Genomic DNA, 15,878 nt, shown 5'->3' with positions numbered 1-15,878 from the left:
CGGGGCTTATCTGAGTATGAGCTTAGGCGGCTATGGCCTGCGCGGCTTCGGCCTCCGTGGCCCATTCCTCCAGTATATCGGTGCCGGAATAGCGCAAAGCGTCCCGGCCCATGATGCGGCGTACCGCGGCTGCCTGCCATTTGATGAAGCCTGGAATGTCGCCGTGCAGGTGGGGAAGGCGGCTGGGGTTAGCTACGACCCATTCTTCTACAAAACTGGCTACTTGGTTGAGTTGGTATCCGGAAACGGCCATGGTTAGGGTGCGCTTAGCGCGTTGTGGTTGGTGAGACAAACAACGCATCGTTATCTAGCGCATCCAAGTCAAAAACCTTGTTTTTGACACTATCAGAGCATATTCCACAGCAGGTGCAATGGTGCAACTGGAATGGTGCAATGCTACGAAACCGGGGTTAAAAAGCCGCCGGCCAGCAGGTCGGCGATGAAGTGAGCGATGGTATCCGTGCGCACGTCGGTGCCGTCGTAAATTTTAGAGCGGTGGGCCATGCCCTCCATGTAGTCCTCAATACTGACGGAGGGCAGCCAGGGCTGGGCGTCCTCGCGCAGGGCCTGCACTAAGCCCAAGTCGGTGGAGGCCGTTACCTGGCCCCCACCGTGGATGTTGTAGGTTGGCATGTTAGCGGTTTTGAAGGGCCGTGGCGCGGCGCATGTAGAAGGTGGCAATGTCCCGTTGGTTAAAAGTAGTGAATTCAGCTACAGGCAGGTGTGGCGTTACGAGGCGGGTCTTGGAGTAGTCGACCAGGTTGGCCAGAAATTTCACCCAAAAGCTGATTTTCTCGAAGTTCATGGTGCCGCTGTGCTGGCGAAATTCGATGGTGCCTTGGCGGCGGTAGCTCTGGAAATTCACCTTGTGGTAGCGGCAGCCCCCGTTGGCGGCGGCGCTTAGCTGCTCGGCCGTGGTGGCAGCTAGTATCTGCTGCTCGGCGGCCGCCATGGTCCGGGCGCGCTGGAGGCTTTTGCAGTAGGTATTGGCGCTGCCGCGGCGGCTGGCCGGCACCAGCTTGTCAATGCTGGTTTCGAGTACCAGGTAGTTGCGAAAAAGCTGGCGCATGTTCTCTACGGTCAGGTCCTGGGCGCCCAGGTGTACGTGCAGGCCGCAAGAGTCATTTACCTGGGCGCCGGTGTTTTTCAGGGCGCGGCAGGCGCGGGCCAAATCCTCCAGGCCCTCGTAGCCCCGTAGTACCGGGCTCACCAGCTCGAAGGCGTGGGCGCCGCTCACGCTGGCGTCGCTTACTATTTTCCAGTGGCTCCGGGTGCTGTGGTTGTAGCCTTCGCCATGAGCTTCGAGGCCCTGGGCGCGCAGCTCGGCCAGCAAGGTTTCGCGGGTTACGCCGTAGGCTTCGATTTCAACGCCGAAGCTGCGGGTGAAGGCGGCTACCGTGTAGGGCGCCAGGGCGGCGGCCGTCGCGGCCGGGGCCGGCGTTACCAGGGCGCGGGTGGCGCGGGCCTCTACCCAGGCGGCGTATACGTTCTGGGCGAAGCCGTAGCCTACGTTCATCAGGGTGGCTACTTCGCGGCGGCTCAGGCCCAGGCCGAAAAGCTGCTGCATTTTCCAGGTTTTGGTGGTTCCGGTGGTGGCGAGGATTTGGGCGGTCGTCATGTCGTAAGGCGTTGCTTTGCTGTCGTTTAGTATGACAAACAACGCATCGTTTCCGGGGCCATCCAAGTCAATAAACTTGTTTCTGAGTGCGTAGAAGCAGATTCCATGCACGGTGCAACAGGTCGGCAACTGGCCGACTGGCACGGTGCAATCGGGCACGAAAAAGCCCCGGCTGGTGGGCCAGGGCTTAGTAGTTCGCGGCTCGATGCCTCTGGGTAGAACTATACCAGAGTCCGCTGGGGCATGCTTATTCGCTACTTAATGAGGGGCGAAATTTATCGGCCTCCAGTTCCAGCGCCGCCACAATTTGCAGCAGCTGCTGCTCGATGTTGCTCAAGGGTGCCAATGGGAAGATGTCGTAGGCGGCCAGTATGTCCAGCCCTTCCATTTGCCCGACGTAGGCAGGTACCACTTTCGGCAGCCGCTTGGGCTTTTCCGGCGCGGACTCAGCTTCTAAATCCGCATAGTTAACCCCCAAGCGAAAACCGTCGCCGGTACCGTTGGGGTCCGGGTCAGGCTTGCGGCCGAACCCGATTGGGGGTGTTTTTTTAGACATGGTTCGTCGTCAGCAAGCCGGGGAAATCGCTGCGAATGACCAGATAACTCTTCCGAGGCACCTAAGCATGCGGGTCATGCTCCCGCTCTACTCCCCGGCCGTTTTTCGACGGCCGAGGTGCCCGGTAATCAAGTCATATAGTCATTCGCGTGGCGAAGGTAGCAAAGCAAAACGCCCCGACCTGCAGGGCCGGGGCGTTTTCTTAGAAAATCAATTTAACGGCCGCAGGCCCCAACTTGAGCAGTAGAAATGCCAAGCCAAGAATCACGGCACCGGTCGTGATCTGCCGGCCGGTGATGCCCTGCTGCACCGAGGCCTTGGTGTGGTCATCTGTGTTGCCCACGTTTTTGAGCTTCACCTTGCCCGCCGGGGCTCCCACGTTTCCCAGCATAGCCGTCTGCGCATCCACCCACTGCTGCACTTGCTTGGGCGAGGCCTGCGCGGGTGGCGGCACCAGGTAGGGCGGCAGTTGGGCCAGCCTCTGCAACGAGTCGATCGAAAGCCGGGTGGCCGCCGCCGGCAGGTGACGCTCGGCCGCGCAGCCGCTCAGGACCAGGAATAGAAACAGGCAGAAAAACCGCATACGCTTAATATTTTGGGTTGTCGATTACGTTGGCCACGGCCCATACCTGGCGCTTCTGCCGCCAGTTTTCATACACGCCCTCCCCTTCGCGCTGCCGAGCGCCCCCACCGCCGGTATTGCCGCCCAGGGAGCGGCAGAAGGCCCCCGTGCCCCACAGCTTAAGGATTTCGACGTGGCTGATCTGCGGGTTGCCCCACCGAAAACCCAGCAGGTCGGCCGGCTGCGGGGCGGGTTTTCCCGGCACTGGATGCCCCGCCAGGTACACAGTGTGGACCTTGTCGAACCAGGCCCGCGCCGCCCCAAAGCGCGGCACCAGCACGCCAGCCCAGCGCATACACGCCACGGCGTACCACGAGCACCAGGCATCGCCAACGCGCCCACCGGCAAACTTGATGATGCGTTCCACCTCAGCACCGGCATTGCGGCCCTGCTCGCGCACGCCCACCAGGGACTGCGCTACAGCAACGACGCGGGCGCGTTGCCCGGCACGGCCAGCATCGCTACCGTCAGCATGTGCTGGGCGAGCCAGAGCAAAAAGAACAAGGAAACCAAGCAAAAGGCGAGTCGCACGCATCGGATTAGGAATTGAAACTGAGCCACCTTGCGGCGCTCAATGTAGACGTTGAGTTGAATCGGATCAATGTTATCACCCTCGTAAAGCGGCTCCCGCAGCTCGTCGGTCAGGTTTTTCATCAGGCTGCCTTCGCCTTCCATATCCTGCTGCTGGTAGGATTTGAAGCGCGGGAACAGCCGGCCGTAGGCATAGAAGCCCAGGTGCAGCGTGGCCAGCAGTAGCAACGCGGCCAGGGCCGGCACGTTGAACAGCTCCAGGCTGAAGCCGCCGGCCGTGGGGTCGAAGAACCGAATCACGAAGGGCAGGGCCACAAAGACGATTGCGGCGATGGTCAGGGCCAGCGTCACGAAACGCAGGTAGCGGGGAATTGGGGTTGGGTCCATGGGAATTAGCTGCGCGGCACGAGCCGCAGTAAAAAGTCGGTGAATAGTTTCTTCACGTCAGCCACGTCGGTGCCGATCTGGTCGAGGCGTTTTTCGGTGCGGTCCTCATAGGAATCCATCCGCTCCTTCAGGTTTTTAATCTCCAGCTTGTTCTCGTTTCCCAGCGCAAGGGCCGAGGAAACGTTCTCCCGCTGTTTCTGATCCTGCTGGTGCGTGCGGGCCGTCAGGATGTTGTATATGCCCGCCCCTACGCTCATCAGAGTCAGTAGCAGGCCGATAATTTTAAGAGCCAGGTCCATCTAGATAAGGCGGTAAACGCGGGATTCCACGGTGTTTAGGGGGATGGCTTCCGGCGTCGGGGGCTTCGAAGCGAAGTAGGTGGCGTACTTGGTGGCTGAGGCCGTGCGGGCCAGGTAGGCGCGCATCTTCTCCAGCATGATATCGGCGGCGCGCTGGGCCTCATGAGCCCGGGCGGCCAGCAGCTGGTCGAGGCCGGCGTCGGCTTCCTTCTCGTTGCTGTCATCGATGCGGGCTACCATCAGCTCGATGCCGTCGCCGGTCAGGCGCAGGCCCAGCTCTGGTACCGCCCGGGCCAGCGTGAGGCTGGCCAGCGCCGGCCGCACGTAGAGCTGCATCAGGGCCTCGTTCTCGACGCTCAGCGCCCGGGTGCGCACCTGGTCGCGCAGCTCCTGCAGGAACTCAGGGCCCAACTGCGACTCCAGGATAAACAGCTCCTGCCGGCGCATCAGCGGTTTCAGCGCCTCGAACACGGGCCACGAGTTGCTGATGTTCTCGAAGTAGCTGAACTCCTCGGCCGACACGAGCAGCTGCTGCCGGTAGTCCTGGCCCGGGCCGGCGGCCCAGGCCCGCAACTCGTCGCTGGCATCCCGGTTGGCCTCCAGCCAGCGCAGCAGCTCGACCATGTCGAGATGGCCCTTGCGCAACAGGGTTTTCTCCAGGGCCTTAGTCTGCCACTGAAACGCCGTTTTGTGCGTGGCCGTGGACACAATCTGGATGCCAGTGCTGCTGATGGTCATCTGCAACTCCACCGCCACGCCGGCCACAGCCAGGCGCGCCAGCGGCGCCTGCACCACGCCCAGCAGCTGCGCGGCCACCGAGCCCGCGGCCACGCCGGCATCGTACTGCGCCTGCAGCCAGGTAAGCAGCACGGTGCCGAGTACCGGCTGGAGCAGCTGCTGCTCCAGCCGCTCGATTTCGGGCGGCAGCACGTCGGGGAAGTCGTTGGAATCGAGCCGGACGTAGCGGGCCAGTTCCTGGTCAGTTGTCAGTAGCATGGGCTTAAACTTTAGCCGGGGCCTCAGCGGGCTTGTCCAGCGTGTTGATTTCCGTATTGAGGAAGCGGAACTCGATATCCGGGTCCCAGCCGTTGAAGTCGCGCACCAGGTTCAGCGGCTCGATGATGAGCTGCTGCAGGTAGTAGTGCGTGGCGATGAAGGCATTGAAGGCGACGCGCTTGTCGCTGCCTGAGCCGGCACCCATGCCCTTGCCCGGGCTGATGCCGCTGAGCGTCGGGTCCACCTGCAGGGCGGTGTAGATGTGGCTGGCGGCCTCCTGCGAGTCCTCGATGTAAATGCCCGACTTGATTTTGTCGTCGATGGCCGTCACCTTGAACGCCGACACCGGTTCACCGGTGCGTGGGTCGGGAATGGTCAGCGTCAGGATGGACTTGCCAGCCCCGTCGGCGCCAGCCATGGTCTTCTCGAAGTCGGCCAGCTCGTCGCTGATGATGCGGCGGCGGTCATCGGTCGTTTTCGTATCCCAGTCCTGGTATTTCCACTTCCAGTACCCCTCGTGGGCCTCAATGATGTACTTCAGGCTGAGCTGGTTTTTGAACAAGGCCTTCTTGAACTCCGGAATGGCCATGGCCACGTCCAGCCAGCCCGACTTGCGGATGCTGTTCCAGGCAATGAGCTGGTAGAGCGACTGGCCTGGGGAGGGCAACGAGAGCGGGTAGATGTACTTGAAGCCCCGCGTGTCGTCGCGCAGCGCCTGCACCGCGTCGTAGTAGGGGTCGAGCACCGGCACACTGGTGGTGTACTCGTCGCCGGGCTTTCCCTCGGGCCAGTTGGCCGAAATGTGCAACAACTCGGGCACGGCCTGGCCGGGCTTCTGCACCGAGTAGCGGCAGTACGCCGTGTCGGGCGTGCTCAGGCTGGTGATGACGCTCCGGTCGCGGCTCAGAATCAGCTCCGGGAACCCGTTGGCGAAGTACACCAGGTTCTGGATGCCTTCAAAGCCGAAGCGGGTCATGTTGGACCGACGGAAGAAGTCCCGGATTTGCGGGTTCTTCTCGCGCTGGAAGATTTCGTTGCCCTTTTCGTCGTAGCCCGTCACCTTGCCGTAGATGATGCCCTTGCCATAAATGGCACGCACTTTCCAGTCCAGCACGGCTGGGATTATGCTACTCTTGGACACGTCGGCCAGCACCTGCTGGGGGAAGTCGTTGGCGTCGCCCCAGTTGGCCACGTCGCCCGACTGGCCCTTGGCCACCGGCGTGGTGGGCGTAGCACCGACCGCTTGGCCGGGGGCGCCCTTGGCCGCGCCCATGGCGCTGCCGAGGCGGAAAACTGAGCCGTTCAGATAGGCAACACTGTTGCCGCTGTTGAAGTGTACCTGTTCCATTTAAATGATGACTTTTCGGCCCTGCACGGCCACAATGAGGTAGATGTGAACCTTGACCAGGTTGCCGGTGCGCGTGTCCACCAGGTTGCGGGTGGCGTTGGCGTAGTGGTGCGGATTTTTGGGGGCCGGGACCGGCACCAGCTCCGCGGCCGGGGCCCCGACCGCGGCCTGCTCGGCGCCGGTCGGGGCGCGCAGCTCGGCCTCTTTGATGCGCGTGCCACGGCCGAGGCGGGCCGCCGGCAACGTGCCGAACGCGCCGGCCTCTTTGGTGCGGCGGTTGGCCTTCACGTAGCGCACGGCTACGGGCGCCTCCCCTTCCAGAAGGGCCAGCGCATCCTTTAAGCGTATAGGGGCGGGGGTTTGCATAGTGGGACAAAGCTGCCCCAACAAGCCCGGCACAAAAAGGACATAAAACCACCCTCACGACCTGCAAACGAACAAAAAAAACCAATCTCACACCCAACCGCGAAAGAGCGGCGGGCGGGCCGATTTTGGGCAGTTTGGGTGTTTTGCAGTCTCACTGGTCGAGGAGATTCCCCCGGCTTGCACTGTCGCGTTTTGGCAGCTGCCGGGGCCGACTTCGGTGATATCTGTGGGGGAGTGCGGACCGACGTGTCGACGAAAGGACAAAGCATCGACACGTCCGAGCCATCTGTCGACAAGGTGTACATGAAGTGGCCACCGAAGTCGGCCCCGGCAGCCAGATGTCCGGCTTGTGTCACCGTTATGTGATAAAGGCCAAAGAAAAGCCCCAACGCGGCTTGCGTTGGGGCTTTTCTTGTGTCACCGTTATGTCACTCTATTGTCACTATACCGTAATCAGGCCGCTGAAGTCCGGTGTGCCATTGATGACGTCAGTACCGCAGCTGAGCATGTGCAGGTCCACATTGTCGGTATAGTGCGTCGCATGCTGGGCCGGGAAGCTCTCCTTCTTCTCGCTGGTTTTGACCTTCACGATGCGCCCCTTGGTGTCCTGGCTTACGGGGGCCAGCAGCATGGCCTGCACCACGTCCTTGGTGTTGACCTTGTTGAAGCGCAGGCGCAACAGCTTAGGGTCACGCTCAGAGAGCAGTACCTGGGCCAGCTGGTAGCGCGTGGGATGGCCTGGGATACGTCCCAGGCCAAAGGGCTGCACTCTCCACCCCCGGGCACGTAGGCCCCGCATGAACTGCTCATTGAGCGTATAGGCACTATCCGGGCGCCGGGCGTTGCCATACTCCTCATCGCTGAGGAACTCTATTTCCTTACGCAGGTGGGGTTGGTAGTACCGGCAGAACTCATCGAGCAGGTCGTCGATGAAGGCTGGGTGCTTGACGTGCATGCCTTTCAGAAACCGGTATTCCCGCTTATCCACATGGGGCTGGCCAACCACCAGCGTGGTAATACGGGCACCCCAGTCGACCGACACGCGCAGGGGCTGGGTGCTGCGGCAGTCGCTGTCCGAAAGGCTCGTCGACGTGTTCAGGCCGCCGGCCTCCCCGAGCTTCTTCAGGTTGAACTCCAGGCCCAGAATATAGCTGTCATCGGCACACTCCTCGACGTGGCGGGCCTGGCTGAGCTGCGGGTAGAAGCCGCCCTCCACGGTGGTGGGGCGCCGGTTCATCATCTCCACCATAAAGGTGAAGTCGGTCATGAACTTGCGCTGATCCAGCAGGTACTGCAGGCCCAGGTTCTGGATGTTGTCGAAGGCGTTGGCCTCGGAGTAGAAAGTGCCCTTTTTCGGCGCTGAGGGGAAATACGACACTTCCCGCATCAGCTTGACCACCTCGTCACGCCAGATGGCCAGGCGCTCCTCGTCGGAGGTGGCATCCAGGAAGCGTACCTGGGCATCGATCAGCTCATTCTGCCGCTCGACCAGGTCCACGCCCTGGTGCTCGTAGTAGTCCGACTTGTCGAGCAGCCAGCGGCCGGTATCACCCCAGGGCATCGACGAAAACAGGAATACGCCGTGGTGCTTCGGGTTTTTGCCGAAATACTGCCCGTTGCCCCGGTTGGTGGCCGACAGGTCGGCGTCGAGCTTGTTCTTATCGAAAAGCAGGGCCTCGTCGCCGATAAAGCCGTCCACGTTCAGACCGCGTGATGAGCTGCCGCCGGCGTCGAGTGACACCAGGTGGAAGCCCGTCCCGTTTTTGAAGATGATGAAGTGGTCGTAGCTCAACGGGCCCTCGTAGGGCCGGTCCCAGTTGAGCGTGGGCGGCGGCTTGCGGCCGATGTAGAAGTCCCGATTGAGCTTATAGCCCAGCCGCTCCAGCGACGAAATGGTCGAGGGCAGCGTGCGGCTGAGCACCTGCTTGTAGGTCGAGCCGACAATGACCCAGCAGCTGCGGGGCATCGTCTGCACGATTTCGTGGATGTCCCAGGCAATCAGCGAGGACTTGCCGGTACCGCGGCCCCACACGCTGACGCCCTCCTTCTTGCCCCGGGCGGAGATGTAGCGCAGCTGGGGTTGGTTGAAGGTGAGCTTGACCTGATCAACGGTTACCATCTGGGCCGGCCTCCTCGCCGCGGGTCTCAGCCAGCATGGCTTCCATCTGCTCCACGCCGAACACGTTCTGCGCCACGGCCTCCTGGATCAGCTCATATTCCACGTCCGACACGTCGTCGAGCTTGGTGATATCGAACTGCCGCATTTTGGGGCCTCTGGCGCCCTCGTACTGCAGGTTAATGACGTAGGAGGTATTCCCGCCGCCATTGTTGAAATCCTCGGCCGTATCGGCCCGATTCAGGCCCGCCAGGGCGGCCTCGAACTTGGCGGCGGCCAGGGCCCCGCGCACGTCGGGCGGGCGCTGGGTGAGGCAGAGCTGCTTGAGCATCTGGGCGTGGCTGATGAGCAGAGCCCGGGCGCCCTGCTTCTTGACCTTTTTCAGGTCGCCCATCATGTTCTGCGCATCGGCCAGGCGCCGGTAGCACGTCGCACGGCTAATGCCGAACTGTTTGGCCATAAGGGGCCAGGCCTGGTCGAAGGTGTGGTAGTTGAGCAGCAGCGCGTAGGCCGACTCCATCTGCTGGTTGACCAGCTTATCGGCCGGCGCAAGCCGCTGCAGGGCGCCCTCGTCCCCGTTGGCTTCCGCCATCGATGCCGCATAGATCCGCTCGACGGCCGTCGAGTTGGGCAGCTGCAGGTTCGCAACACTAGGCAGCGTTGACATACTCGTCGAGTTGGGCCTCGGTCAACTCATTCCCATTTCGGGAAATCGTAAACCGACGCTGGTTATCACGCATGAACTTGGTGTAGCGGCGCACGTGCACGTCGACGTAGCGCGGATCCAGCTCCACCGAGTGGATGCTGCGCTGGGTCATTTCGCCGGCAATGAGCAGGCTACCCGAGCCGCCAAAGCCGTCGTACACCACGTCGTCCTCTTTGCTCGAGCACTCCAGCAGGTAGATCAGAATGTCCAGGGGCTTCATCGTCGGGTGGTCCGCATTGCGCTGCGGCCGGTCGAAGTTGAGCACCGTGGTCTGCTTGCGGTCAGAGTACCAGGGGTGGGCAGCGCCCTCCTTCCAGCCATACAGAATGGGCTCGTGCTGCCAGTGGAAATCCTGGCGGCCCATCACGAACTGCTGCTTTACCCACACCAGGCACTGGCTGAGCTTGAGCCCAGCCTCCTGCAGGGCCAGGCGGAAGTTGGCCCCCTCCGAGTCGGCGTGGAACACGTAGATGGGCGCGCCCGGCACCATAAAGGCGTAGGCGTTGGAGTAGAAGTCGTACAGGAACGCCCGGAATCCGGCATCGTCCATATCGTCGTTCTCGATGCGGAGTGCATCCTTCGTCTTGCCCTGATAGGCCACATTGTAGGGCGGATCGGTCACGACGCACTGGATGAGCTTGCCGCGCAGCAGCCGCTCCAGCACATCGGCCTCGGTCGAGGAGCCACACACCAGGCGGTGCTCCAGGCCGCGGCCCTCACTCTCGAAGGTGTACTCGTCGCCCCGCACGCTGATAGGCACCGCTGGCGGCGCCGGGTCGAACTCCTCTTCCTCGGCCGGTGGCAGCGTGATGGCCGACAGGGCGGCCAGGGCCTCCAGCGCCGGCGCGTCCATGATGCCGGCCAGGTCCAGGTGGGCGAAGTTGTCGAGCAGGCTCTGGTAATCCCACTGGCCTGCCCCGACGTTGCTGGTGACGTTGTACTCGTCGACCTCGTCCTTGGTGAGCAGCCGGTTGGGCACGCGCACGTCGATGAACTCGTCGCCGCGGCCAAGGTCAATAAGCACAGCCAGGCGCTGGTGGCCGGCCAGCACCAGGTTGTCCGAGTTGATGGCTGGAATCTCGGCCAGGTTGAACTTGCGGATACTGCGCGTGAGCCGCTCACGGCCCTCGTCGGTCAGGATCCGGGGGTTGTAGTCCATGGGCACCAGGTCGCGCACGCGGCGCTGCTGGGTACTCCACTCCAGGGGAAGCAGTTGATCAGACACTTATCGTTGGGGTTAGTTTGGATCGAATCAGGAGGATATCGGCCTCGACGCCGGGTAGCTCCGCGGCACGCTTCTCGTTTTTGCGCAGCTTGGCGCGCAGGGCCACCAGGTTGCTCAGGCGCCGGCGCAGCTCCCCCTCATCAACCAGGTCGGCCAGGGCCACCGGGCCGGCCGGCAGCGCGCCGTGGTGCAACACGTGGGCTTCGAGCAGCAGCTGCTCCAGCACCAACTCCCCGATGTCGAGGATCCGGAGGGCCATGCGGCCGCGGTCCTTCTGGCTCAGGCGCGGGGCTGTGAGCTGGGCATGCAGCTGGCTGCGCTCGTCGCGCAGCACGCGCAGCTGGGCCCGGATGGGCAGCAGGTCGGGTGCGACCGTGTGGGTGGTCGTGGCCTCTGCAGGGGCTGCCACCACCGTGGGGGCACTATCCGGCACGGTGACCCGGGTAGCCTTGGGGACTTCATCTGGGCATACCACGTCGCAGCACCCGCGCAGCTGCTGCACCAGCACCTGGCGGCTATAACTCGTCTCGCCGGCGGCGAAGAGTCGCTGGTACACCCCGCTGCCGCCATGCTGCGCATACAGCGCGGCGCCGGCGGCGAAAGAGGTGGGCTGGGCGAGCCAGGCGAGGATTTCAGGCGGTATCATGCAGCAAAACTGCCGCTGGCGACTTCGGCTAAAAAGGACGCAAAAAAGCCCGGACCAACGGCCCGGGCTTTTCTCCTTACTCACCTCTATTCCTTACGATTTGGTTGAATTGGTCGCTTTCGGGGCGCGCACCACTCGGTTTTGCTTCGCTACCAGGTAGGGGAACTCGGGGTCCTTCGCCAGCTCCTCGGCCTGCTCCAGCGTGAGCTTGGTGAGGTCGATTTTGCGGCCGAGTCGCTGGGATACGATAACACAGGGCGTTATAGTGGCTGTGAACTTCTCCGCGACTTCCGGACGCAAGAGGTCCTGGCGTTGGGGTTGCTTTTTCATCGTTAAACGACCGGCTTCTCGACGATTTCGCCCTTGTAGAGCTTGATGCCGGTGGCATAGCACTCGCCCTTCACGGTAGTACCGCGGCGGCCGCTGGAGAGCTTGCCGGTAGCGAAGCTCGGGGTCAGCTCTACGGGCAGGCCTTCGGCGCCGACCTGGAAGAAGCCACCGTCTGGCTCCGGTACCAGCATGATGCCGCCGATGTTCTTGACGATGTTGAGGAATTCCAACGACTCAGGCTTATTGCCCGGGTGGAAGCCCTCGAAGCTCACCTTCAGGCCGCGGCCGTCACGCTCCCCAACGATATCGGCCTTCAGCTCATTCGAGTCGAGGGTGATATAGATTTTCAGGAAGCCCAGACCAGCTTTGAAGGTGTGTGCGGTGGCAATGACGGCTGACAGGCCGGCACTCACCTGCGTGGCCGAGTAAGCCGGCGCTTTGGCAATGGTCTCGAAGTAGCTCTCCGGGGCGAAATACACGAACCCGAGCAGGCCGGGCGTGTTATCCACACCTTCGAGGCCGCCCAGGGCTTTTAATTTTGACAGATCCATGTTGGTGGATTAAAACGGTGATTGGATCGATTGAATGACATGCGGGGCCTACTTGGCAGCGTTGGCTTTCACCACCAGCTGCAGCAAGTCGCTCTGGGTGACCACCAGGTGCTTCACAGCTTCCTCGTTCTCGCCCAGCTCAGAAGCCTTCACGATAGCACCCTTGATGTTGAACTGCTTACCGAGCACGCGGTACTGGTTGTCCTCGTGGGTCACCACGATGGGCGCGTCCTCGCCCTGGGCAGCCTCGATGTTGGCCAGCTTCTTGGCTTGGCCGGCGATGATGCCTTCGGATGCCTTGGCGTCAGCCTTCAGCTGCTTATTTTCTGCGGTGAGGGTGGCGTTTTGCGCCTTCAGCTCCTCAATTGTCAATTCCTTAGCCATGGTGGCGATTCTTTACTTCGATGGATGTGGAGAAAAACACTACTCGACGAAGGCCGGCACCCTAAAAGGATGCCGGCCTTCGTCGGTGGTCACTAGACCAGGTCCCGGTCGTTGGTGAAGACGATTTCGGGGATGATGAAGCCGATACCCATGCTGAAGTCCGTGAAGAACTTGAGCAGGCGGTCAACGTTTTCGACCTGCACGGCCGTCTGGTTCTGCATGCGCTTGCGCAGCATGATGGCGTTGCCGACCGGCGTGCACCAGATTTTCTCGGTGGTGCGGTGCGAGGGCAGGCCCACCACGGTGATGTTGGTGTTGTTGATGCGGTTGCCCAACTCACCACCGGCCGTGTTCTTGCCGTATTTGCGCTCCTGGCCACGCAGGAAGGCCCGCTGAGCCGACTCGGAGCAGCCGAGCATCATCGGGATGTTCCAGTAGTCCTTGTGGATGCCATCAGCGAAGGCCTCGAACTGGTCGACCAACGTCTCCGGGGTGGTGATCTGCAGCGCGCCGGTCGTAATCGGCGTGATGCGGCCAGCGGTGATGTGGCCGTTGATGGTCTTCTTCAGGCCGTTCATCGACGTGCCGGCGGCGCCGGGCGTACCGGCGGTCGGGGCAACGTATACGCCCTGATAGATTTCGTTCAGCTCGATGTCCTGCTTGATCTGCGGGATGAGGTACACCTCCACATACCAACGCACGAAAGGCCAGGCTTTGCGGTCGATGTCAGCACCGTCGAGGAAGCCGAGCCATGAAGCCTCCAGCTCGTCTGGGTACTCCTGGGCGTCCACCTTCATCTTGAACTGCTCGATGGCAACGGGCACGAACGTTACGCCGGCCAGCGGGGTGAAAGCCTTCTGGAAGGGCTGCACCACGCGGCTAAACAGCGTCTTGGCAGCGCGCCAGAGCGTGTCGTCGGTGTTCACCGGGGTGAACATGCTCTCGGTGGTCGTAGCCGAGCGGAGCAGCTGGTACAGGCGGCTCAGGTTCTGGCCCTGATTGAGGTAGTAGGCACCGAATTGGGTAACTACGTCAGTGATAAGCAATCCCATCTTGGTAGGGTTTTAGAAACTAGTGAGTGAATAATTGAATCGAAAGCCCGCCTAGCTCCCGAGCATTTTGGCGTGCAGCTCAGCCACGAGCTTCTCGTTGGCATCGGCCGTAGCAGGCTCGTCGACGTCGCTCTTACCATCCTGGCGGGCCGGGGTCGTAGCCTCCGCGCCGGGCAGCTTGGCGTTCTTGTCGGCGCGAGCCGTTTCGGTGGCCAGGTCGTTGGTCAGCTTCGTGTTGTTGGCCTCCAGCTCAAGCATCTTTTTGTCGGCTGCAGCCTGAGCCGACTCAGCAGCATCGACGCGGCCGGCCTTCTCGCTCATTTCCTCATAAGAGGCCGAGTTGATCAGGGCGGCACCGGTGATGCCCATGCCTTCGAGTTCCTCGTTGGCGGCGGTGGCTTCTTCAGCTGAGACGGTTTCCTTGCCCACCAGCGCCGACATGGAAGCGCCAAAAACGAGGGCAGAGACTACATTTTTTGAAAAGAGTTTCATGGTATGGAATTGAAAAAGTGAACTACTTAAGCGCCTTTAGAGCCAGCCTGCACCAAGCGCACGCATTCACCGATGGCATCCTGAAAGGAGCCCATGGCGTCGATCAGGCCGATGTCGCCGGCCCAGCTGGCAAAGCCGGTTTTGCCGGCGGAGGCGCCGGACTTTTCGAAGAGCTTCTCATTGAGGCGGCTGCCCCGATTGGCGCGCACGTCGCCCAGGAAAGTGCCGGCAATGGCCGTCAGGTTGGCTTTCACGGCTTTGTAGTCGCCCAAAGCGGCGGCGGCGAAGTCGGCATTCTTCTGGCTCGACTGCTCGGCGTACACCTCGTGGAACTTGACGCCCATCTTCTCGAAGTAGGGCTGCGCATCCATCCAGCTGGCCATCACGCCGATGCTGCCGATGGTGCACGTCTCGTGGGTGGCGATGATGGTGTCGGTGGCGGAGCCGATCCAGTAGCCGGCCGAGCACATCAGGCCGTCCTCGATGAGGGCCACAACCGGTTTGCCGGCGGCCTGGCAGGCCTTGACGCCGTCGACGACGCTCTGGGTGCCGAACACCTGGCCACCAGGCGTATCCATGCGCAGCAGCACAGCGCTGATTTCCTGGTCGCGGGAGGCGCGCTGCAGGTCGTTGGCCAGCGACATGAGGCCCCGGGGGCCGCACTCCTGGTCGGCTTTCATCAGCGGGCCGGCCACGCTCATCACACGCACCACGATACCATCGGTGGCTCCACCAGTGGCACCACCCGCTGCAGCGCGGGCGCCGTAGGTGACGAACCTGCCACTGGCAGCCAGCGTGGCCACGTAGTCCTTGGGTGCGGCTTCAGCGCGCAGATCGGCCATACTCTGGCCCGTAATCATCGGCGCATTGCCGGTGAGCAGTCCGGCCAGCAGGGGCATGTAGGACTGCGCGTGCTCCAGGGAAATGGCCCAGGGAGAGGAAGATAGACGGGAGACTAGACCAAGCATCGTTCAGGGTTGAGTGATGCAAAGCTGCCCGCGCCCGGGCCCCGCAAAAAGGACACAAAAAAGCCCCGACCGGGGAGGTCGAGGCTCAGGATGACAGCTACCCTAGCGGTACCGCCGGGCGATATAGCCCACCATGCACATGAGCAGCACGAGTAGGCCGATGGTGACTGGAGCCGGTAGCACTACTGGTAGCGGTTGAAAGGCGGATACTGCGCGACCGTAACGTTTTTGACAATTTCATTTATCAGATGCACCTCCCCGCTTTTGATGGCCTGCTCGAACGCATCCCCCTGCAGGTAGGCATCCTCCGGAGCGGTGCGCAGCTTCTCGGCCCAGGTCGCATCCGTGTCCATTACCATATCCCGGATGGCGTAAATGCCAAACCGATTGGTCTCGGTCTGCGGAACCATAATGGTATTGTTGTCCGCCGCGAGCCGCACCGGCCGCGGGGTAAAGGGAAGCTCGGCCCCTTCCTCGCCTCCATTGCTGGCATGGGTGTAGAGCAGCACATTGATAAAGAATGAGCATTGGTAGCCCGTGAGGCGCGGCTGCATTACGCCCCAGCCTTCCACCTCGGCCACCTGCAAAAAGAGCGTGTCCTGCACCTGCTTATCGTTCACGCGCACGCGGATAGGCTGGCGGGCATTGGGGAAAATTTCGTTGTATGGTTTCATGGGAACACAAA

The 15,878-nt window shown here is 62.0% G+C and carries 22 protein-coding genes; all 22 read right to left on the bottom strand.

All coding sequences use genetic code 11. The features are described 5' to 3' along the window. Positions 1-22: 22 nt before the first annotated feature. The 22 genes from ABD842_RS19975 to ABD842_RS19870 all read right to left on the bottom strand — a co-directional run bounded on the left by ABD842_RS19975 (position 23) and on the right by ABD842_RS19870 (position 15,867). Entirely contained in the window at positions 23-253 is a 231-nt protein-coding gene (locus ABD842_RS19975; RefSeq protein ID WP_345117736.1) for a hypothetical protein, read from the bottom strand. Positions 254-396: 143 nt separating this feature from the next. Next, complete coding sequence (locus ABD842_RS19970; protein ID WP_345117734.1) at positions 397-633, bottom strand: hypothetical protein; 237 nt, start codon at positions 631-633, stop codon at positions 397-399. Between the two features lies 1 nt (position 634). Continuing rightward, a complete protein-coding gene (locus ABD842_RS19965; RefSeq protein WP_345117732.1) occupies positions 635-1,618 on the bottom strand; it encodes an amidoligase family protein in 984 nt (327 codons plus the stop codon). A 247-nt stretch (positions 1,619-1,865) separates the two neighbouring features. Next, positions 1,866-2,174: a hypothetical protein gene (locus tag ABD842_RS19960; RefSeq protein WP_345117731.1), complete on the bottom strand. Its 309-nt coding sequence runs from the start codon at positions 2,172-2,174 to the stop codon at positions 1,866-1,868. Between the two features lie 202 nt (positions 2,175-2,376). Then, positions 2,377-2,757 carry a hypothetical protein gene (locus tag ABD842_RS19955; RefSeq protein ID WP_345117729.1) on the bottom strand — a complete coding sequence of 127 codons (381 nt, stop codon included), beginning with the start codon at positions 2,755-2,757 and terminating at the stop codon, positions 2,377-2,379. Positions 2,758-2,761: 4 nt separating this feature from the next. Continuing rightward, a complete protein-coding gene (locus ABD842_RS19950) occupies positions 2,762-3,196 on the bottom strand; it encodes an NlpC/P60 family protein (protein WP_345117727.1) in 435 nt (144 codons plus the stop codon). A 17-nt stretch (positions 3,197-3,213) separates the two neighbouring features. Next, positions 3,214-3,714, bottom strand: a complete 501-nt coding sequence (locus ABD842_RS19945; RefSeq protein WP_345117725.1) for a hypothetical protein — start codon at positions 3,712-3,714, stop codon at positions 3,214-3,216. A 5-nt stretch (positions 3,715-3,719) separates the two neighbouring features. After that, a complete protein-coding gene (locus tag ABD842_RS19940; protein WP_345117723.1) occupies positions 3,720-4,013 on the bottom strand; it encodes a hypothetical protein in 294 nt (97 codons plus the stop codon). Beyond that, positions 4,014-5,009 (bottom strand): DUF6712 family protein, encoded by a 996-nt coding sequence (locus tag ABD842_RS19935; protein ID WP_345117721.1) that lies wholly within the window; start codon positions 5,007-5,009, stop codon positions 4,014-4,016. A gap of 4 nt (positions 5,010-5,013) precedes the next feature. Further along, the gene (locus tag ABD842_RS19930) at positions 5,014-6,357 is read right to left on the bottom strand and encodes a hypothetical protein (RefSeq protein ID WP_345117719.1); all 1,344 of its coding nucleotides are present in this window, start codon (positions 6,355-6,357) and stop codon (positions 5,014-5,016) included. After that, entirely contained in the window at positions 6,358-6,723 is a 366-nt protein-coding gene (locus ABD842_RS19925) for a hypothetical protein (RefSeq protein WP_345117717.1), read from the bottom strand. It lies immediately after the preceding gene. A 442-nt stretch (positions 6,724-7,165) separates the two neighbouring features. Beyond that, a complete protein-coding gene (locus tag ABD842_RS19920) occupies positions 7,166-8,842 on the bottom strand; it encodes a hypothetical protein (RefSeq protein ID WP_345117715.1) in 1,677 nt (558 codons plus the stop codon). Beyond that, on the bottom strand, positions 8,829-9,506 hold the full coding sequence (locus ABD842_RS19915; RefSeq protein WP_345117713.1) for a hypothetical protein: 678 nt from the start codon (positions 9,504-9,506) through the stop codon (positions 8,829-8,831). The genes ABD842_RS19920 and ABD842_RS19915 overlap by 14 nt, the downstream gene beginning before the upstream one ends. Further along, the gene (locus ABD842_RS19910) at positions 9,490-10,770 is read right to left on the bottom strand and encodes a DNA modification methylase (protein ID WP_345117711.1); all 1,281 of its coding nucleotides are present in this window, start codon (positions 10,768-10,770) and stop codon (positions 9,490-9,492) included. The genes ABD842_RS19915 and ABD842_RS19910 overlap by 17 nt, the downstream gene beginning before the upstream one ends. After that, on the bottom strand, positions 10,763-11,416 hold the full coding sequence (locus tag ABD842_RS19905; RefSeq protein WP_345117709.1) for a hypothetical protein: 654 nt from the start codon (positions 11,414-11,416) through the stop codon (positions 10,763-10,765). Before ABD842_RS19905 ends, ABD842_RS19910 begins: the two co-directional genes overlap by 8 nt. A 93-nt stretch (positions 11,417-11,509) precedes the next feature. Beyond that, positions 11,510-11,716 carry a hypothetical protein gene (locus ABD842_RS19900; protein ID WP_345117707.1) on the bottom strand — a complete coding sequence of 69 codons (207 nt, stop codon included), beginning with the start codon at positions 11,714-11,716 and terminating at the stop codon, positions 11,510-11,512. 32 nt (positions 11,717-11,748) lie between these two features. Continuing rightward, complete coding sequence (locus ABD842_RS19895) at positions 11,749-12,297, bottom strand: hypothetical protein (protein ID WP_345117705.1); 549 nt, start codon at positions 12,295-12,297, stop codon at positions 11,749-11,751. A gap of 48 nt (positions 12,298-12,345) precedes the next feature. Next, positions 12,346-12,681 carry a hypothetical protein gene (locus ABD842_RS19890; RefSeq protein WP_345117703.1) on the bottom strand — a complete coding sequence of 112 codons (336 nt, stop codon included), beginning with the start codon at positions 12,679-12,681 and terminating at the stop codon, positions 12,346-12,348. 92 nt (positions 12,682-12,773) lie between these two features. Continuing rightward, positions 12,774-13,733 carry a hypothetical protein gene (locus ABD842_RS19885; RefSeq protein WP_345117701.1) on the bottom strand — a complete coding sequence of 320 codons (960 nt, stop codon included), beginning with the start codon at positions 13,731-13,733 and terminating at the stop codon, positions 12,774-12,776. Positions 13,734-13,784: 51 nt separating this feature from the next. Continuing rightward, complete coding sequence (locus ABD842_RS19880; protein WP_345117699.1) at positions 13,785-14,225, bottom strand: hypothetical protein; 441 nt, start codon at positions 14,223-14,225, stop codon at positions 13,785-13,787. 26 nt (positions 14,226-14,251) lie between these two features. Then, positions 14,252-15,193, bottom strand: a complete 942-nt coding sequence (locus tag ABD842_RS19875; RefSeq protein ID WP_345117698.1) for a S49 family peptidase — start codon at positions 15,191-15,193, stop codon at positions 14,252-14,254. A gap of 182 nt (positions 15,194-15,375) precedes the next feature. Further along, positions 15,376-15,867, bottom strand: coding sequence for a hypothetical protein (locus ABD842_RS19870; protein ID WP_345117697.1), 492 nt, complete (start codon positions 15,865-15,867; stop codon positions 15,376-15,378). Positions 15,868-15,878: the final 11 nt, after the last annotated feature.

It is taken from the genome of Hymenobacter algoricola (assembly GCF_039539525.1).
Taxonomy (GTDB): domain Bacteria; phylum Bacteroidota; class Bacteroidia; order Cytophagales; family Hymenobacteraceae; genus Hymenobacter; species Hymenobacter algoricola.
Note: the sequence above shows the minus strand (reverse complement) of the source record. Positions and strands in the feature narration are given on the sequence as shown.